This window comes from Bradyrhizobium sp. Ce-3, from assembly GCF_022835695.1.
In the GTDB taxonomy this organism is placed as follows: domain Bacteria; phylum Pseudomonadota; class Alphaproteobacteria; order Rhizobiales; family Xanthobacteraceae; genus Bradyrhizobium.
Genome location: NZ_BQUV01000005.1, coordinates 1 through 15,915, shown reverse-complemented (window position 1 = coordinate 15,915; position 15,915 = coordinate 1). Strand labels below are relative to the sequence as shown.

At 65.4% G+C, this 15,915-nt stretch carries 16 protein-coding genes; 4 read left to right on the top strand and 12 right to left on the bottom strand.

The window, feature by feature from the left end; translation table 11 throughout:
* Nucleotides 1-4: 4 nt before the first annotated feature.
* Nucleotides 5-1,717 (bottom strand): sulfatase-like hydrolase/transferase, encoded by a 1,713-nt coding sequence (locus BRSPCE3_RS17900; protein ID WP_244067297.1) that lies wholly within the window; start codon nucleotides 1,715-1,717, stop codon nucleotides 5-7.
* A gap of 154 nt (nucleotides 1,718-1,871) precedes the next feature.
* Nucleotides 1,872-2,570 carry a TetR/AcrR family transcriptional regulator gene (locus tag BRSPCE3_RS17895; RefSeq protein WP_244067296.1) on the bottom strand — a complete coding sequence of 233 codons (699 nt, stop codon included), beginning with the start codon at nucleotides 2,568-2,570 and terminating at the stop codon, nucleotides 1,872-1,874.
* Nucleotides 2,571-2,678: 108 nt separating this feature from the next.
* Here BRSPCE3_RS17895 and BRSPCE3_RS17890 point away from each other — a divergent pair, with 108 nt between their 5' ends.
* On the top strand, nucleotides 2,679-3,299 hold the full coding sequence (locus BRSPCE3_RS17890) for a hypothetical protein (protein WP_244067294.1): 621 nt from the start codon (nucleotides 2,679-2,681) through the stop codon (nucleotides 3,297-3,299).
* 13 nt (nucleotides 3,300-3,312) lie between these two features.
* Here BRSPCE3_RS17890 and BRSPCE3_RS17885 read toward each other — a convergent pair whose 3' ends face one another.
* A complete protein-coding gene (locus tag BRSPCE3_RS17885) occupies nucleotides 3,313-3,546 on the bottom strand; it encodes a hypothetical protein (RefSeq protein ID WP_244067293.1) in 234 nt (77 codons plus the stop codon).
* 28 nt (nucleotides 3,547-3,574) lie between these two features.
* On the bottom strand, nucleotides 3,575-3,973 hold the full coding sequence (locus tag BRSPCE3_RS17880) for a lysozyme inhibitor LprI family protein (protein WP_244067292.1): 399 nt from the start codon (nucleotides 3,971-3,973) through the stop codon (nucleotides 3,575-3,577).
* Nucleotides 3,974-4,107: 134 nt separating this feature from the next.
* On the opposite strand from BRSPCE3_RS17880, the gene BRSPCE3_RS17875 reads away from it, so the two are divergent.
* Nucleotides 4,108-5,124, top strand: coding sequence for an adenylate/guanylate cyclase domain-containing protein (locus BRSPCE3_RS17875; RefSeq protein WP_244067291.1), 1,017 nt, complete (start codon nucleotides 4,108-4,110; stop codon nucleotides 5,122-5,124).
* Between the two features lie 189 nt (nucleotides 5,125-5,313).
* A complete protein-coding gene (locus BRSPCE3_RS17870; protein ID WP_244067290.1) occupies nucleotides 5,314-6,420 on the top strand; it encodes a DUF2336 domain-containing protein in 1,107 nt (368 codons plus the stop codon).
* A 109-nt stretch (nucleotides 6,421-6,529) separates the two neighbouring features.
* Here BRSPCE3_RS17870 and ilvC read toward each other — a convergent pair whose 3' ends face one another.
* From ilvC to miaA, 8 genes are all read right to left on the bottom strand, one after another.
* Complete coding sequence (gene ilvC, locus BRSPCE3_RS17865; RefSeq protein WP_028342350.1) at nucleotides 6,530-7,549, bottom strand: ketol-acid reductoisomerase; 1,020 nt, start codon at nucleotides 7,547-7,549, stop codon at nucleotides 6,530-6,532.
* Between the two features lie 150 nt (nucleotides 7,550-7,699).
* On the bottom strand, nucleotides 7,700-8,308 hold the full coding sequence (locus tag BRSPCE3_RS17860) for a LysE family translocator (RefSeq protein WP_244067289.1): 609 nt from the start codon (nucleotides 8,306-8,308) through the stop codon (nucleotides 7,700-7,702).
* 7 nt (nucleotides 8,309-8,315) lie between these two features.
* Complete coding sequence (locus BRSPCE3_RS17855) at nucleotides 8,316-9,191, bottom strand: EamA family transporter (RefSeq protein ID WP_244067288.1); 876 nt, start codon at nucleotides 9,189-9,191, stop codon at nucleotides 8,316-8,318.
* 43 nt (nucleotides 9,192-9,234) lie between these two features.
* Entirely contained in the window at nucleotides 9,235-9,930 is a 696-nt protein-coding gene (locus tag BRSPCE3_RS17850) for a class I SAM-dependent methyltransferase (protein WP_050628421.1), read from the bottom strand.
* Between the two features lie 3 nt (nucleotides 9,931-9,933).
* On the bottom strand, nucleotides 9,934-10,476 hold the full coding sequence (gene ilvN, locus BRSPCE3_RS17845) for an acetolactate synthase small subunit (protein WP_244067285.1): 543 nt from the start codon (nucleotides 10,474-10,476) through the stop codon (nucleotides 9,934-9,936).
* Between the two features lie 22 nt (nucleotides 10,477-10,498).
* Nucleotides 10,499-11,485: a threonine dehydratase gene (locus BRSPCE3_RS17840; RefSeq protein WP_244067279.1), complete on the bottom strand. Its 987-nt coding sequence runs from the start codon at nucleotides 11,483-11,485 to the stop codon at nucleotides 10,499-10,501.
* Between the two features lie 153 nt (nucleotides 11,486-11,638).
* The gene (locus BRSPCE3_RS17835) at nucleotides 11,639-13,414 is read right to left on the bottom strand and encodes an acetolactate synthase 3 large subunit (RefSeq protein ID WP_244067277.1); all 1,776 of its coding nucleotides are present in this window, start codon (nucleotides 13,412-13,414) and stop codon (nucleotides 11,639-11,641) included.
* Between the two features lie 452 nt (nucleotides 13,415-13,866).
* The gene (gene miaA, locus BRSPCE3_RS17830) at nucleotides 13,867-14,796 is read right to left on the bottom strand and encodes a tRNA (adenosine(37)-N6)-dimethylallyltransferase MiaA (RefSeq protein WP_244067926.1); all 930 of its coding nucleotides are present in this window, start codon (nucleotides 14,794-14,796) and stop codon (nucleotides 13,867-13,869) included.
* On the opposite strand from miaA, the gene serB reads away from it, so the two are divergent.
* Nucleotides 14,795-15,712, top strand: coding sequence for a phosphoserine phosphatase SerB (gene serB / locus BRSPCE3_RS17825; RefSeq protein WP_244067276.1), 918 nt, complete (start codon nucleotides 14,795-14,797; stop codon nucleotides 15,710-15,712). The two genes, miaA and serB, sit on opposite strands and share 2 nt — an antisense overlap.
* Nucleotides 15,713-15,915: the final 203 nt, after the last annotated feature.

Below are 15,915 nucleotides of genomic sequence, written 5' to 3'. Positions count from 1 at the left end.
CGTCTCACAATCCCTTGATGATTCCCGCGTCGATCAACATGCGGTTGAAGCGGCGCGCCTCTGCGCCGTCCTTGCAGGAATAGAACGCGCCGTTGCAGCGAAGCATGATGGCCTTCTGCTCCTCGAACGACGGATCGAGCGGAATGCCCGCGGCTTCCTGAATCACCAGCGGCAGATAGGCGGCGTCGATCGTGTCCATCACCGCCGGGCTCTTCACCGGCTCGAAGTTGACGGCGTCGATCGCGTAATAGGTCGCGTAGTAGCGCGGATCGTAGTCCATCAGCTTCTTGCCGATGCCGGCCTCGTCGAGCCCGGGATCGAGCAGCTGCGGCGAGAACTCCGGCTGGTGATCGCCGTAGCGCACGATCAGGAACGGCTGCGCCGGGAACTTCTTCTTCAGCGCTGCGACGAAGCCGGCATAATCGTTGGCGCTCATGGTCTGCCGGCGCAGATATTCGTCGATCGACGGCGTGTTGCCCGGCCGCTTCCACGCCGGCAGCAGGTCGGGACGGAATTTCGTCTCCCACGGGAAATGATTGGCGGCGAGATAGACGAAGGTGAACAGCGGCGTGCCTGATGTCTTCTGCTCGGCCATCAACCTCACGGCCTTGTCGTAGAAGAAGCTGTCGGGCTCGACGTCCTTCGCATGCAGGTCATGCGCGTCGTAGAAGCGCTGGATGCCGGTCGTGGCCTGGAAGTTGCGCGCGCTCATGAAGGCGCCGAACGCCGGATAGAGCGACAGCGTATCGTAGCCGCAGCGGCGCAGCGCCAGCGGCAGGCCGCGCTCGACCCGGCCGGATGCGATCCGGGTGACGAAATAGGAGAACCGGCCGAACGAACGCGACGACAATCCCGCCAGCACGTTGTATTCGGTGAACCAGCTCGGCCCGCCATTGCTCTCGGCGAGGAATTTGCGTTCGATACCGTCGTAGGATTTGAACTGGCTGCCATAGCCCGGCGGGACCTTGACGCCGGATGCGGTGCGGATGTCGAAGCTCGACTCATCATGGATCATGATGATGTTCGGCCGCCGGCCGGCGGGGTGGCAGGCATCGACCGCGGGGATCTTGAGCTGATCGCTCGCGCTCGGATCCGACTCCATGAAGCCGTAGGCAACGAAATCGGACACCGCCGTCACGCCGGAGCGGGCGAATTTCGACAGATAGCCGTCGTCGTAATAACCGCGCCAGGCTTCATCCGGCCAGGCGAATGCGTAGCCCGAGAGCGCCGCGGTGCAGGCAAGGCAGCAGGCCGCGGCCGGCAGGCGGCGGATGCGGAACGGATCGAGCCACCACAGCGCGTACATCAAGGGCAGCGTGACGAGGCCGGCACCGATGATCGACCAGCGCAGGTTCGGAAAGATCGTGAGCAGGAACGTCGCGGTGTCGCGGTCGATCACCATCAGGTCGACGAAGTTCGCGGTCATCTGCACCACGTCGTGCTTGAACCGCGACAGCAGCACCAGCACCACGACCAGCGTCAGCGACAGTGCGCTCGACAGCGCCGGCCTGCGCAGCAGCGCGATGAACAGGAAATTCAGGATTCCCCAGGTGAGCAGGAAGCACAGCCGCGAGCCGAAATCGGTCTCGGTCCGCAGCATCAGGATCAGCGCGCCGAGATGCGGCGCGGCGAGCGCCATCAAGCGCCAGATGCCGATCGCGGCAAGACCGCCGGCCAGTGCGGCAACGGATGAGTTCTGCTGAGGCGCGGGCGCCATGGGCGGGACGCAATACAAACCCGGCGCAATGCCACGGCCTTGACTGGCAATGGCCAGGAGGCACACCCCACAGCCGGTGTCTGCGCGGCGTCACAAAACCGTAATTGAATCGTCATGAACGCGCAATGAATTTGCCCGAGCGGCGCCGTGCGTCTTAGACCTTGGCCGCAGGCGCCGCCGAGCGCTTTGCGATGCCCGCAATGAAGAGGTCGACGATGTCGGCGGCCATCCGCTCGGCCTCCGCTTCGCCAACGCCCCAGCGCGGCAAATGGCCGTCGATATGCATCCGGGCAAAACCATAGACCAGCGCGCGGCCGGCGATCTGGACCTGCTTCAGGTCGCGCGTCCCAAGCTGACCGGCCGACAATGCCTCCGCCAGCGTGCGCTCGGACAGGCCGATCAGCTCCGCATTGTCGCTGGAGACCCCGGCCGAGCGGTCGTGGTCGAAGAAGCGGCGGCTGGAAATGATCTCGAAATGGGTCGGGTTCTTCATCGCCCAGCGCAGATAGGCGATCCCGAGACAGCGGAAGCGGCCGAGCGGATCCCCGGGCGGCGCATCGGCCAGCGCCGCCTGGATCTCGGCGCGGAAGCGGCGCTGCGCCTCCTCGGCCACCGCATTGATCAGGGCATCCCGGCTCGGGAAGTGCCGGAACGGCGCCCCCGGCGAGACCCCGGCGCGGCGCGCGGCCTCGCGGACGCTGACCGCCTCCGGCCCGCCCTCGCCGACCAATTGCATGGCGGCCTCGATCAGGACCCGGCGGAGATCGCCGTGATGATACGGCTTGGCAGCCGGCGCCGGACGCGGCTTCGCGGACCGGCGTCCGGCGGGCGGGGTTTTGGCGGGACGACGCATGACTCACCCCTAGCATCACCCGCTTGTGAATGTAAGCATCGATTACACGGATTGACCGCACGCGACCGCGCAATGTAACTGGCGATTACATCAACGCGGGAGGCGGACATGACGGCGCGTCGAAACTGGTTCGAAGGCTGGCGGCTGTTCGGCCTGCTCACGCTGACCCTGATCGGGCTTTCGATCTGGATCGCCGCGATGCGGCAGTTCGAGGTCGAGGGTGCGCGGATGGTGATCCGCTTCACGGCGCGGACCTCGCTGCTGTTGTTCTGCCTCGCCTTTTCCGCGGCGGCGCTGGCGCGGCTGCGGCCGAATGCCTGGACGCAGTGGCAGCGCCGCAACCGCCGTTACCTCGGCGTCACCTTCGCGGCCTCACACGCCATCCACGCGGTCGCGATCGCTGCGTTCGCGATGCTCGACCCGGCCGGCTTTGGCGCCGCAACCTCCATCGTCTCCTACATCTTCGGCGGCATCGGCTATCTCGTGATCATCGCGCTGACCGTGACCTCGTTCGATCGCACGGCAGCGCTGCTCGGCCCGCGCGTCTGGCGCAGGCTGCATTTGATCGGCGGCTATTATCTGCTGTTGCAGTTCACGGTGTCGTTCGGCAAGCGGATTCCCGAAATGCCGCTCTACGCGCTGTTCCTCGTACCGCTCGCCGCGGTGTTCGCGTTCAGGATGATCAGCATGGCGGCGCGGCCCGCGCCACGTCAGGCACAGGCGAGCTGAAGATCAAGTTGCCTCACACCAGATGAAACTTGCGGCTGAGCCGGCGGTGAACCGACAGCACCGCGCGGTCGACGTCGCTGATCAGGCTGTCGCCGAGCACGACGTTCGGAATCTCCCAGTTACGCCCGATCTGCGCAGCGGGCAGCGCCGCGACCGTCGGCACCCGCGCGGTCTCGCAGCCCGGCTGCGCGCGCAGCGCCTCCTCGGCAAGCTGGGTCAATTCGTCCTGGCTCTTTCCGTCAGTCATGACGCCGGTCCTGACTCCGGAACATGGCTCACTGATGGCCGAGATTCTCCAGTTCCTTGGCGCGGGCCTCGGTCATGCTGCGCATGCATTCGCCGGCATCGAGCCGGGCGATGGTGCCCTCGCCGAGGTCGTAATACAGGCAGTTGGCGTCGCGGTACTGGATCCACAACCGTTGCGCGGTGCGCAGCTGGTCGCGCTGCTTGTCGCCGGCGGCGTCCTTGAGCGCCTGCTGATAGGCGACGTTCATCCGCTTGTCCCACTGGGCGGTCTTGGCCTTGAGGCACTCGACCATCTGGTAGGTGTTGCCGTCGCAGGACTGCTCGGGATCGCCCTGATCGCCGGCCCAGGCCGACGAGGTGACGATGACGAAAGCGGCCGCAACCAACGGCCCGAGCCTGCACACGCTTGTGGAGAGAGCCGATTTCATCCCGCCTTCCTTTTCCGGTCGATCCTGTCACTCGACCCCACGTTAGTGTGGCCGCCGCCCATCCCGTTCATACCGGCCGCGACGCGGCTGGTCTTCCCGGCCTGCGCAGGATATTTCATGGCTGTGGAGGAACCATGCGGCGCGCGGTGACGCCTGTGATCGTTCTGGCCGTGTTCGGCCTGCTCGTCGGCGGGCTGTTTCGCTATGCCTTCGATGAATCCAACGAAGCCTCCGTCGCGAACTATCTGCGCAGTGCCGTCGACGGCGCCGCCCTTACCCTGATCGTCTGGGCCACGCATCTCTATCTCGCCGCGCGTGGTGGCTGGCTGCGGCGGCAGCCGCTCATTGTCGAGTTGGTCGTCCGCTCCGTGATCCTCGCCGTGATCGTCGCGATCGCCGCGATCGTGCTGGAGGTCGTGCTGTACGGACATGGGGTCGAGGCCAAGTGGATACGCGAGACTTTCTTCAAGATCATCGGGGTCGGCCTGCTGCTCTCGATCCCGATCACGACGATCTACGAGCTGGTTCGGATGATCGGCGGGCATACACTGCTCAGCATCGTGCTCGGGCGCTACCGCCAGCCGGTGCGCGAGCAACGTGTGCTGCTGTTCCTCGACCTGGTCAGCTCGACGACGTTGGCGGAAACGATGGGCGAGCTGCGCGTGCAGGAGCTCTTGACCCGCTTCTTCTGCGACATCGACGATGCGATCGTGGCGCATGGCGGCGAGGTGCATGCCTATGTCGGCGACGAGGTCATCGTCACCTGGCCGGCAGACACCGGCCAACCGGCGCGGCGCTATCTCGACTGCGTGTTCGCGATCGAGGACCGCCTCGCCAAGCGGGCCGATCACTACCGCAAGGAGTTCGGCGTGGTGCCGGCGTTTCGGGCCGGAATGCACGCCGGACCGGTCGTGGTCAGCGAATGCGGTGTCTCGCGGCGGCAGATCGCCTATTTCGGCGACACCGTGAACGTGACCGCGCGGCTGCAGGCACATTGCAAGGAGGCCGGCGAGGCGCTGCTGATCTCGGGCGAGCTGCTGCGCCTGCTGCCCCCGGACCACGATTTCGTCATCGCGGCGCTCGGCTCGACGCAGTTGCGCGGACGTGCGGCTGCGATCGACACCTTCGCCGTCGCACGCGCATCGTCGTAAACAATCTCTTAAAGTGCAGCGGCCAGGTGCTGCCCGCCCGAACCGCGAATTTAATCATGTCCGGTCGCGGCCCGTTAAGGATGCGGTGGACCCGTATTTGCACCGGGTTCCACCTTAACGCAGGTGTAAGACCGCGCCCTGCATGGTGCACGGACAGGTGTCATTCAACAAAAACAAGGTTGCCCATCGATGGCGCAACAGGCGTCACAATCGATTATTGCCGAACTCGAGGATGCGGTCCGGGACGGGACATCAGCCAAGCGCGTGCAGACGCTGCGCCAGGTCACTGATCTGTTCCTGAACGACGGCGACCGCCTCAACGATGAACAGGTCAAGGTATTTGACGACGTGCTCTGCCTCCTGGTCGCGCGCGTCGAGACGCGTGCGCGGGCCGAGCTCAGCAAGCGGCTCGCACCGCTCGACTATGCGCCGTTTGAGGTGATTCAACACCTCGCCTGGGACGACGACATCGGCGTCGCCGGCGACGTGCTGACCCACTCCAGCCGCCTCTCAAACGATGCATTGCGCGAGATCGCCAGCAGCAAGGGCCAGGACCATCTGTTCGCGATCTCGGCACGAGAGAACCTGCCCGCCTCCGTCACCGACGTGATCATCGATCGCGGCGAGGACAAGGTGATCCGGCGCCTCGCCAAGAATGCCGGCGCGCAGTTCTCCGACAACGGTTACTCCTCGATCGTCGCCCGCGCCGAAGGCGACGACGAGCTGGTCGAGATCCTCGGACTGCGCATCGACATTCCGGCCAAGCTGCTGCGCGACCTGCTGCAGCGCGCCAAGGACACGGTACGCGCCCGCCTGCTCGCGATCGCATCGCCCCGGGCGCGCGAGGAGATCAGCCAGGTGCTGAACGACATCGCGCAGGAAGAGGCCGCGGCTCCGCGCCGCAACTACGGCATCGCCGAAGAGCTGGTCAAGCTGATGAAGCAGCTCAACGAACTCGATGATGCCGCGGTCTACAAATTCGCCGAGGACGGCAAGTTCGACGAGGTCACGGTCGCGCTCGCCGTGCTCAACGACGTGCCGATCGCCATGATCGAACGCCTGATGCTCGGCCTTCGCTCCGACCTGCTGCTGATCCCCTGCCGCTCGGCGCGGCTCAATTGGCCGACGGTCGAAACCATTTTGCGCAAGCGGCCGCTGCCGCATCCGATCGACCATGCGACGCTCGAGGTCGCGCACCGCGATTACCGCCGGCTGTCGCTGGAAACCGCGCAGCGCACGGTGCGGTTCTGGCAGCTGCACAACAGGATCGAGAAGCAGCCGATGGCGGCTGGTTAGCCTCGGCGAGTCTTCGCTACAAAGAAAAAGGGTGGGCAACGCGCCCACCCTTTTTGATTCGATGCGTACGGTGGGTTCGCAAAGCGTAACCCACCGTACATATCCAAACTCAGTTCTTGCTCTTGTCGACCAGCGCGCCCTTCTTGATCCAGGGCATCATGTCGCGCAGCTTGGCGCCGACTTCCTCGATCGGATGCTGGGCGAGCTTGGCGCGGGTCGCCTTGAACGAGGTCTGGTTGACCTTGTTCTCCAGCATCCAGTCGCGGGCGAACTTGCCGCCCTGGATGTCGGCCAGCACGCGCTTCATCTCCGCCTTGGTCTCGGCCGTGACGATGCGCGGACCGGTGACATACTCGCCGTACTCAGCGGTGTTGGAGATCGAGTAGTTCATGTTGGCGATGCCGCCTTCATAGATCAGGTCGACGATCAGCTTCACTTCGTGCAGGCACTCGAAATAGGCCATCTCGGGCGCGTAGCCGGCTTCGACCAGGGTCTCGTAGCCGCCCTTGATCAGCTCGACCAGGCCGCCACAGAGCACCACCTGCTCGCCGAACAGGTCGGTCTCGCACTCTTCCTTGAAGGTGGTCTCGATGATGCCGGCGCGGCCGCCGCCGATCGCCGAGGCGTAGGACAGGCCGAGGTCATGGGCGTTGCCCGACGAATCCTTGGCGATCGCGATCAGGCAGGGCACGCCGCCGCCGCGCTGATATTCCGAACGCACGGTGTGGCCCGGGCCCTTCGGCGCGATCATCAGCACGTCGAGGTCGGCGCGCGGATCGAGCAGGTTGAAGTGCACGTTGAGGCCGTGGGCGAACACGAGCGCCGCGCCCTTCTTCATGTTGTCGTGCAGGTGCTCGCGATAGATGTCGCCCTGCAACTCGTCCGGGGTCAGCATCATGACGAGGTCGGCCCACTTGGCGGCTTCGGCGACTTCCATCACCTTGAAGCCGGCGTTCTCGGCCTTCTTGGCCGAGGCCGAACCCTTGCGCAGCGCGATCGCCACTTCCTTGACGCCGGAATCCTTCAGGTTCAGCGCGTGGGCGTGGCCCTGGCTGCCGTAGCCGACGATGGCGACCTTCTTGCCCTTGATCAGGTTCAGGTCGGCATCGCGATCGTAGTAAACTCGCATCGTCTTTTCCTCGTTTGAAGGGGGCCAAAATCGGCCGATGAGTCAGGCTTTCGGAAGGTCAGAACCGCCGGGCGCCCGCGAATTTCCGGCGTTGTCTAGAGCATTTTTCCCCTCAGGGGAAACCCCCATCTCGCATGGCGCGGTGCGGCATCATGCGTCCATGAAGACCGGGTAGAGCGAGGCCAGCAGCAGGATGGCCATCGCCACATTGAAGATCCGGATCGCCCGGGGCGAGGTCAGGACCGGCCGCAAGGCGGTGCCGAACAGCGCCCAGACGATGCAGGACACCGTCCCCAGGATCAGGCTCAGGCCGACCTGGATCGCGATGTTCCAGGGGAAGGCGGCGATCGCGGCATAGGCCGTGATGGTGCCGATCACCATCACCCAGCCCTTGGCATTGATCCACTGGAACATGGCCGCGCCCCAGAAGGTCATCGGGCCGCGGCCGGGCCCGTGGTCCTTGTCCGCCGAAGGCGGCGCGGCCATAGCGATGACGGCGGCGAGATAGACCAGGTAGGCGACGCCGCCATATTTCAGGATGGTCTGCAGGACCGGATAGGCGATGAAGACGGCCCCCAGGCCGACGCCGACCGCGCCGACCATGAAGGCGAAGCCGATCGTGATGCCGGCGATGTGGGGCACGGTGCGGCGGAAGCCGTAGGTCAGCCCCGACGACAGCAGCATGATGTTGTTGGGACCGGGCGTGAAGAACATCACGACGGAAAACACGACAAAGGCAAACAGCAGCGAATTCGTCATGGCGCCCTCACGCGGCTTTCGGCAGCGCTTTTGGCCGCCTTGACAGTAGCATCACCGCGATGCCGGCGATCACGGTGAGCATGCCGGCGAGCCGCAGCGGCCCGAACCTCTCGCCGAACGCGATGCTGGAGGCGGCGGAGCCGACGAACGGCACCAGCAGCGCGAACGGCACCACCTGCGCCGCCGGATAATCCCTGAGCAGCCGGCCCCACAGCCAATAGGCGATGCTGGTCGAGATGCCGCCGAGGCAGAGCATGCAGATCAGACCGGTCATCGACATATGGGTCAACGCCTGCCAGGTCGGCTGCGGCCCGTTGCTGATCAGGGTGATGACCGCGAGCGGCACCGCGGCGGACAGGCACAGCCAGGCGAACAGGTCGAACATCGGCGCGCCTTGCGCCCGTCGCAGCAAGAGATTGCCGATCGCGAAGCTGATCGGACAGATCATCAGAATGGCAAAGGCGGCGACGCTGAAGTCGTAGCCGACGGTGCCGCAGATCATCAGGAGGCCGAGCGCGGCGATCGCGATGCCGATCGCCTGCGTCTGCGTCGGCATCTCACCGAAGACGATCGCGGCGAAGGCGATGGTGAACAGCGCCTGGCTCTGCACGACCACGCTGGAGAGGCCGACCGGGACGCCATGCGAAATTGCAAAGGCCTGCGCGAGGAACTGGCCGAGGAACAGCGTGGAGCTGATCGCGATCAGCAGCGGCCACGAAACGTCGGGCTTGCGCAGGAACAGGCACGGCAGCGCCGCGATGCCAAAGCGCAGCGTCGTCATCAGCTCCGGCGAGAACTCATCGAGCGCGATCCGGCTTGCGACGAACGCAAGCCCCCAGATCACCGCGACCATGACGGCGATGCCAACATCGGCCGGCTTCATTGTTCTTCTTCTTTGGTTCGGTTCAGCTCTGTCGATGCAAGCTCTAGATCTGCTCATCCGGCTTCGGCTTGCGCAGCAGATAGGTGCCGTGCAGCGGCGCATGGTAGTCGGCGGCAACCAGCGTGAAACCGGTCTCGGTCAGCATCCGCTCCATCACCCAGCCGAAGGTCGAGTATTCGTCGCGCATATGGGTCATCACGCTTTCGCGCTCGAAATCGTGGTTCTTGATCGAGAAATCGGCCCAGCCCTCGACATCGCGATCGACACCGTCGGGCATGCTGACGAACACCATGTCGCGCAGATAGAAGTTCGCTCCGGGCTTCAACGCGTTGAAGATCCGCGATAGCGCCACCGCCTTCCAGAAATCCGGCAGATGATGCAGCGTGAACTCGCTGACGATCAAATCATAGGAATTCGGCTGATAGGCAAACGACAACAGGCCGGCCGGCTGGGTCCGGATCTTGGCCTTGCGGTCGCGCGCGTAGATTTCGGCGAGCCCGATCATCGCCGGCGAGATATCGATGGCGTCGACCTCGGCGCCCATCAGCGCCGCTTCGGTCGCCAGCACGCCGTTGCCGCAGCCGATATCGGCGATCCGCCAGCCCGGCTTGACGCCGAGCATGGTCAGGGCCTGACGGGCACGGACATCGCTGTCCTCGCTGACGTCATAGATCGAGGCAACCGCGGTATCGAGACCGACCTGCCGCCGTTGCGTGTAGTACCAGTCGCGCGCCAACATGATTCACATCCCTTCCGGCCCACGCGTGATCGCGGCCACCCCGGTTCGTGACACCTCGACCAGGCCCAGCGGGCGCATCAGGTCGATGAACTGACTGATCTTGGACGAATTGCCCGTGATCTCGAACACGAAGCTCTCGGTCGTGGCGTCGATCACCCGGGCGCGGAACGCATCCGCCAGCCGCAGCGCCTCGACGCGGTGATCGCCGCCGCCCCTGACCTTGACCATCGCGAGCTCGCGCTCGATCGAGCTGCCGGTCAGGGTCATGTCGACGACGCGGTAGACCGGAATCATGCGGTCGAGCTGATGCTTGATCTGCTGGATCACCATCGGCGTGCCCGTGGTGACGATGGTGATCCGCGAGAGATGCTTCTGGCTCTCGGTCTCCGAGACCGTGAGACTTTCGATGTTGTAGCCGCGGCCGGAGAACAGGCCGATCACGCGCGCGAGCACGCCGGGCTCGTTCTGCACCAGAACGGACAGCGTGTGCGTCTCGGTGGGATCGTGACGTTCTTCGAGGAAGTAGGCGGATGCGGGCTGGTTCATGGTCGTCCCCTTAATCGTCTTTTCACGCCACCGCCCGTCGGGCGGCCGGCGCGGCGTCCGTTCCGATCCAGGTCCGGAACAGATCGAAATCGATATTGCCGCCGCTCAGGATCAGGCCGACCCGCTTGCCGGCGAGCCTGGTCTTCTCCTGCAGCGCGGCTGCAAGCGCCGCGGCGCCTGCGCCCTCGGCGAGATTGTGGGTGTCGGTCCAGTAGGCACGGATCGCCTGGGCGACTTCGTCGTCGGTGACCTGCACGATGCGCGAGGCGCCCTTCTGGATCAGGGCGAATGCCTCCGCGTCCGGAATCCGCGTCGCCATACCATCGGCGAGCGTGTTGCTGGTCGCGGTGGTGACGATCTTTCCGGCCGCGAACGACAGCGCGTAGGACGGCGCCTCGGTCGACTGCACGCCGACGATCTCGGTCTTCAGCCCGAGCAGGTCGCGCGCCATGATGCAGCCGCAGATGCCGGAGCCCTGCCCGATCGGCACATAGAGGATGTCGAGGTCGGCCGCCGACCGAAACAGTTCGAGCGCATAGGTCGCAACGCCCAGCACCAGGTCAGTGTGGAACGACGGCACCATGTGCAGGCCGGCGAACTGGGCGCGGCGCTCGGCCTCTTCCCGCGCCGCCTGGAAGTCCTCGCCATGCTCGACGAGTTCGGCGCCGAACGCATGCATGGCGCGGTTCTTCTCGACCGAGTTGCCGCACGGCACGTAGATCGTCGCCGGCACGCCGTGGCGGCTTGCGGCAAACGCCAGGCTCTGGCCGTGATTGCCGCGCGTCGCCGAGATGATGCCGGGCACATCCGGCCGCTCGCGCTTCAGCCGTTCGAGATAGACCAGCCCGCCGCGCACCTTGAAGGCGCCGGTCGGGGTGTGGTTCTCATGCTTGACCACGACCTCGGTGCCGAGCCGCTCGGCCAGCAGCGGCCAGGCATACGCCGGCGTCGCCGGCACCGTGGTGCCGACGATCCTGTGCGCGCGCTCGAGGTCGTCGAGATCAAACATCCTGTCGTCCTGCCAACTTTCGTTCTCTCCTGTCATCCCCGCGAAAGCGGGGATCCAGTATTCCGGAGGCGCCTGAGAGCAATCGAGGCGCCGCGGCGTACTGGATCGCCCGGTCAAGCCGGGCGATGACAGTGGAGTTTCTGTCGCCCATCATCACACCAGCGCCTTGCCGCCGGAGAAGGCCTTCGCGGTGGCCTCGTCGGTGGCTTCTTCCGGCAGCAGCATTTCGTTATGCGCCTTGCCCGACGGGATCATCGGGAAGCAGTTCTCCAGCGCCGCGACACGGCAGTCGAACAGCACCGGCCGCTTGATCGAGATCATCTCCTTGATCGCGCCGTCGAGATCGGCGGGCTTGTGCGCCTGCAGGCCGACGCAGCCATAGGCATCGGCGAGCTTGACGAAGTCCGGCAGCGCCTCGGAGTACGAGTGCGACAGCCGGTTGCCGTGCAGCAGCTGCTGCCACTGCCGCACCATGCCCATGTACTGGTTGTTCAGGATGAAGATCTTGATCGGCAGCTCGAACTGGACCGCGGTCGACATCTCCTGGATCGTCATCTGCACCGAGGCGTCGCCGGCGATGTCGATCACCAGGCTGTCCGGATGCGCCACCTGGACGCCGACCGCGGCCGGAAGGCCGTAGCCCATGGTGCCGAGACCTCCCGATGTCATCCAGCGGTGCGGCTCCTCGAAGCCGAAGAACTGCGCCGCCCACATCTGGTGCTGACCGACTTCGGTCGTGATGTAGGTGTCCTTGCCGCGGGTCAGCTCGAACAGGCGCTGGATCGCGTATTGCGGCAGGATGATATCGTTGTTCTTGCGGTAGGACAGCGAGTTGCGCGCACGCCATTGCGCGATCTGCTGCCACCACGCCTTGATGTCGGGCTTCCGGGCCTCCGCCTTGAACACCTGCAGCAAATCGCCGAGCACGTTGCCGGCATCGCCGATGATCGGCACGTCGACGCGGATGTTCTTGTTGATCGAGGACGGGTCGATGTCGATGTGGATCTTCTTGGAGCCCGGCGAGAACGCATCGGTGCGGCCGGTGATGCGGTCGTCGAAGCGCGCGCCGACGCACAGCATGACGTCGCAATCATGCATCGTCATGTTGGCCTCGTAGGTGCCGTGCATGCCGAGCATGCCGAGCCAGTTCGGACCCGACGCTGGATAGGCGCCCAGCCCCATTAGGGTCGAGGTGATGGGGAAGCCGGTTGCCTCCACCAGCTGACGCAGCAGCTGCGAGGCCTCGGGACCGGAATTGATCACGCCGCCGCCAGAATAGATCACCGGACGCTTGGCGTTGGCGAGCATCGCCACTGCCTTGCGGATCTGGGTCGCATCGCCCTTGACGCGCGGCGTGTAGGAGATGTGCACGTCCGACTTGCGCGGCGGATGATAGGTGCCGGTCGCAAACTGCACGTCCTTCGGCACGTCGACCACGACCGGGCCGGGCCGGCCGGTGGTAGCGACATAGAAGGCCTCGTGAAGCACCCTGGCGAGGTCGTTGACGTCGCGCACCAGCCAATTGTGCTTGGTGGCGGGCCGCGTGATGCCGACGGTGTCGCATTCCTGGAAAGCGTCATTGCCGATCAGATGGGTCGGCACCTGGCCGGTGATGCAGACCAGCGGAATCGAATCCATCAGCGCGTCGGTCAGCGGCGTCACCATGTTGGTGGCGCCGGGACCCGAGGTCACCAGGACCACGCCGGGCCTGCCGGTCGAGCGGGCATAGCCTTCGGCGGCGTGGCCGGCGCCCTGCTCGTGGCGGACCAAGATGTGCTCGACCTCGCTCTGCTGGAAAATCTCGTCGTAGATCGGAAGCACCGCACCGCCGGGATAGCCGAAGACATGCTGCACGCCGTGATCGATGAACGCGCGCACGATCATCGCGGCGCCGGTCATCTGATTGGGATCGTGGCTCTTGTCGGTCATGGTTCGCTCCGGATGCGCTTGTTTTTGCGCGGCTTTTGTCAGTTCTCGTCAGTGCTGCTTCGGGCAATAAAAAGGGGCCCCAGAGGCCCCATGCACACCGCCCGAATTTGGATGGCCGCTAGCCATCCCCGGCGGTGTGCCTGGGTACGACGGCGATAAGCAGTTTGGTAATAATGTTGCGCACGAGACGACCCAGTCTTCCCAAAGGTTGCGCGAACATAGCGGCCAAAGCCCGAATGTCAAGGCAAGGCAAGCACTTTCGCGATTTTTCAAGTGTAACGGGGTTCCGGCCGTTCGGCGAGCATTTTTGCGCGGCGCAACGCGCATGGCAGACGGGCGTGCGCTGCCCGAAAGCGCCTCCGTAGCCCGGATGAAGCGAAGCGAAACCCGGGGCCAGCACTTCCTGGGGGCGAGATTCCCGGATCACGCTGCGCTCCATCCGGGCTACGGGCCTACGGAATCCGGGTCGTAAGCCATTCCGTCGCCGCCTCGGGCGCCACCCATTCGAATTCCGGCAGCTGGTGGCGAAACCAGGTGAACTGGCGCTTGGCGTAATGGCGGGTGTCGGCGCGGCCGATCTCGGCCGCCTCCTCCCGGCTGATTTCGCCCTTCAGGTAGCGGATCAGCGCCGGGACGCCATGGGCCTTCATGGCCGGCAGCAGCGGATCGAGCCCGCGCGCCGCCAGCGCCGCGACCTCATCGAGCGCGCCGGCATCGAGCATCGCGCCGAACCGCGCGTCGATCCGTGCATAGAGCGTCTCGCGATCCGGCGCGAGAAACAGCGCGTGGAGTTGGCCCGGCGGCAGCAGCGGCGGCAGGCCATCGCGATGCCAGTCCGGCAGCGGGCGGCCGGTGGCCTCGACGACCTCGAGCGCCCGCGCGATGCGGGTGCGATCGCGCGGTTTCAGCCGTTCGGCCGACACCGGATCGCGCGCTGCAAGCTCGGCATGCAGCGCCTCGACGCCGCGCTGCTCCAGCCTTGCGCGCACCGCATCGCGCACGTCAGAAGGGATCGGCGGCACCGCAGACAGCCCGCGCGTCAGCGCCTTGAAATACAGGCCCGAGCCGCCGATGAAGATCGGCAGCCGTCCCTGCGCGTGCACCTCGCCGAGCACTTTGGCCGCGTCAGTCACCCAGGCGCCGGCGGAGAAATTCACGCCGGCGTCGACATGGCCGTACAGCCGGTGCGGAACCTCGGCCTCCTCGGCCGCGGTCGGACGTGCGGTGATGATCCTGAGGTCGCGATAGACCTGCATGGAGTCGGTGTTGATCACGACCCCGCCGGTCCGCTGCGCGAGCGCCAGCGCCAGGGCCGACTTGCCGCTGGCGGTCGGCCCTGCGATAAGCACTGCCTTGTCCAACAATCCCGAATGCGCCTGCATGTCCCTCGTTGCCACGCTGATCTGCAATCCCGCAAGCCCCGCGCTCGATTCCACCATCGTCGACGGAGCACGGGCCGTGCTGCCCTCGCCCGGACCGGCGCAGTGGCTGTTCAACGAGGTCGCCGTCGACATTCCCTTTGCGAGCCAAGACTCCGGCGGAGATGCCGGCAAGGACGAGATCAAGGCCATCGAGAAGCGCCTGCGCCAGGCCAGCGGCGACCTGCCGATCGACATTGTCGTGCAGCCTCGGATCGGCCGGCGCAAGAAGCTTTTTCTGGCCGACATGGATTCGACCATGATCGGTCAGGAGTGCATCGACGAACTCGCCGACTTCGCCGGGCTCAAGGCGCACGTCGCCGCGATCACCGAGCGCGCGATGCGCGGCGAGATCGAATTCGAATCTGCGCTGCGCGAGCGCGTGGCGCTGCTCAAGGGCCTGCCGGTCAGCGTGGTCGATGAAGTGCTCGACAAGCGCATCACGCTGACGCCGGGCGGCCGCGAGTTGGTCATGACCATGCGCGCGCACGGTGCCTACACCTGCCTGATCTCCGGCGGCTTCACCTTGTTTACCGAGGTGGTCGCGGCAAAGGTCGGCTTCCAGGAGAACCGCGCCAACCAGTTGCAGGTCGCGGACGGCAAGCTGACCGGCGAGGTGGTCGAGCCGATCCTCGGTCGCGCCACCAAGCTCGCCACCCTGATCGAGCTCACTGAATCCTTCGACCTCGACGATATCGACACGCTGGTCGTCGGCGACGGCGCCAACGATCTCGGCATGATCCAGGCCGCCGGCCTCGGCGTCGCCTATCACGCCAAGCCGGCGGTCGCGGCGGCAGCCGCGGTCCGGATCGACCACGGCGATCTCAGCGCGCTGCTGTATGCGCAGGGATACCGGCGGGATGAGTTCGTCGAGGGGTAAAGGCTCATTCAGCCTGTCGTCCTCCGCGAAAGCGGCGGACCCAGTATTCCAGAGACGTGGACGGACGATGGAGCGGCCGCGGCGTACTGGATCCCCCGCTTTCTGTTTAGTCCGGAGACATGGCTGACACTTGTTCGGACACATCACTGACAGGTTGGCGGTTGGTCAAGTCGATTGATGCGACCTGCCAGCTGGCGAAGAAG

Excerpts from the sequence above, each read along its gene's own strand:
- BRSPCE3_RS17875 (WP_244067291.1), top strand. The coding sequence starts at position 4,108 with ATGCGGCGCGCGGTGACGCCTGTGATCGTTCTGGCCGTGTTCGGCCTG.
- BRSPCE3_RS17880 (WP_244067292.1), bottom strand. The coding sequence starts at position 3,973 with ATGAAATCGGCTCTCTCCACAAGCGTGTGCAGGCTCGGGCCGTTGGTT.
- miaA (WP_244067926.1), bottom strand. The coding sequence starts at position 14,796 with ATGCAGGCGCATTCGGGATTGTTGGACAAGGCAGTGCTTATCGCAGGG.
- ilvN (WP_244067285.1), bottom strand. The coding sequence starts at position 10,476 with ATGAACCAGCCCGCATCCGCCTACTTCCTCGAAGAACGTCACGATCCC.
- BRSPCE3_RS17855 (WP_244067288.1), bottom strand. The coding sequence starts at position 9,191 with ATGAAGCCGGCCGATGTTGGCATCGCCGTCATGGTCGCGGTGATCTGG.
- serB (WP_244067276.1), top strand. The coding sequence starts at position 14,795 with ATGTCCCTCGTTGCCACGCTGATCTGCAATCCCGCAAGCCCCGCGCTC.
- BRSPCE3_RS17835 (WP_244067277.1), bottom strand. The coding sequence starts at position 13,414 with ATGACCGACAAGAGCCACGATCCCAATCAGATGACCGGCGCCGCGATG.
- BRSPCE3_RS17900 (WP_244067297.1), bottom strand. The coding sequence starts at position 1,717 with ATGGCGCCCGCGCCTCAGCAGAACTCATCCGTTGCCGCACTGGCCGGC.
- BRSPCE3_RS17850 (WP_050628421.1), bottom strand. The coding sequence starts at position 9,930 with ATGTTGGCGCGCGACTGGTACTACACGCAACGGCGGCAGGTCGGTCTC.
- BRSPCE3_RS17840 (WP_244067279.1), bottom strand. The coding sequence starts at position 11,485 with ATGTTTGATCTCGACGACCTCGAGCGCGCGCACAGGATCGTCGGCACC.
- ilvC (WP_028342350.1), bottom strand. The coding sequence starts at position 7,549 with ATGCGAGTTTACTACGATCGCGATGCCGACCTGAACCTGATCAAGGGC.
- BRSPCE3_RS17885 (WP_244067293.1), bottom strand. The coding sequence starts at position 3,546 with ATGACTGACGGAAAGAGCCAGGACGAATTGACCCAGCTTGCCGAGGAG.
- BRSPCE3_RS17890 (WP_244067294.1), top strand. The coding sequence starts at position 2,679 with ATGACGGCGCGTCGAAACTGGTTCGAAGGCTGGCGGCTGTTCGGCCTG.
- BRSPCE3_RS17860 (WP_244067289.1), bottom strand. The coding sequence starts at position 8,308 with ATGACGAATTCGCTGCTGTTTGCCTTTGTCGTGTTTTCCGTCGTGATG.
- BRSPCE3_RS17870 (WP_244067290.1), top strand. The coding sequence starts at position 5,314 with ATGGCGCAACAGGCGTCACAATCGATTATTGCCGAACTCGAGGATGCG.
- BRSPCE3_RS17895 (WP_244067296.1), bottom strand. The coding sequence starts at position 2,570 with ATGCGTCGTCCCGCCAAAACCCCGCCCGCCGGACGCCGGTCCGCGAAG.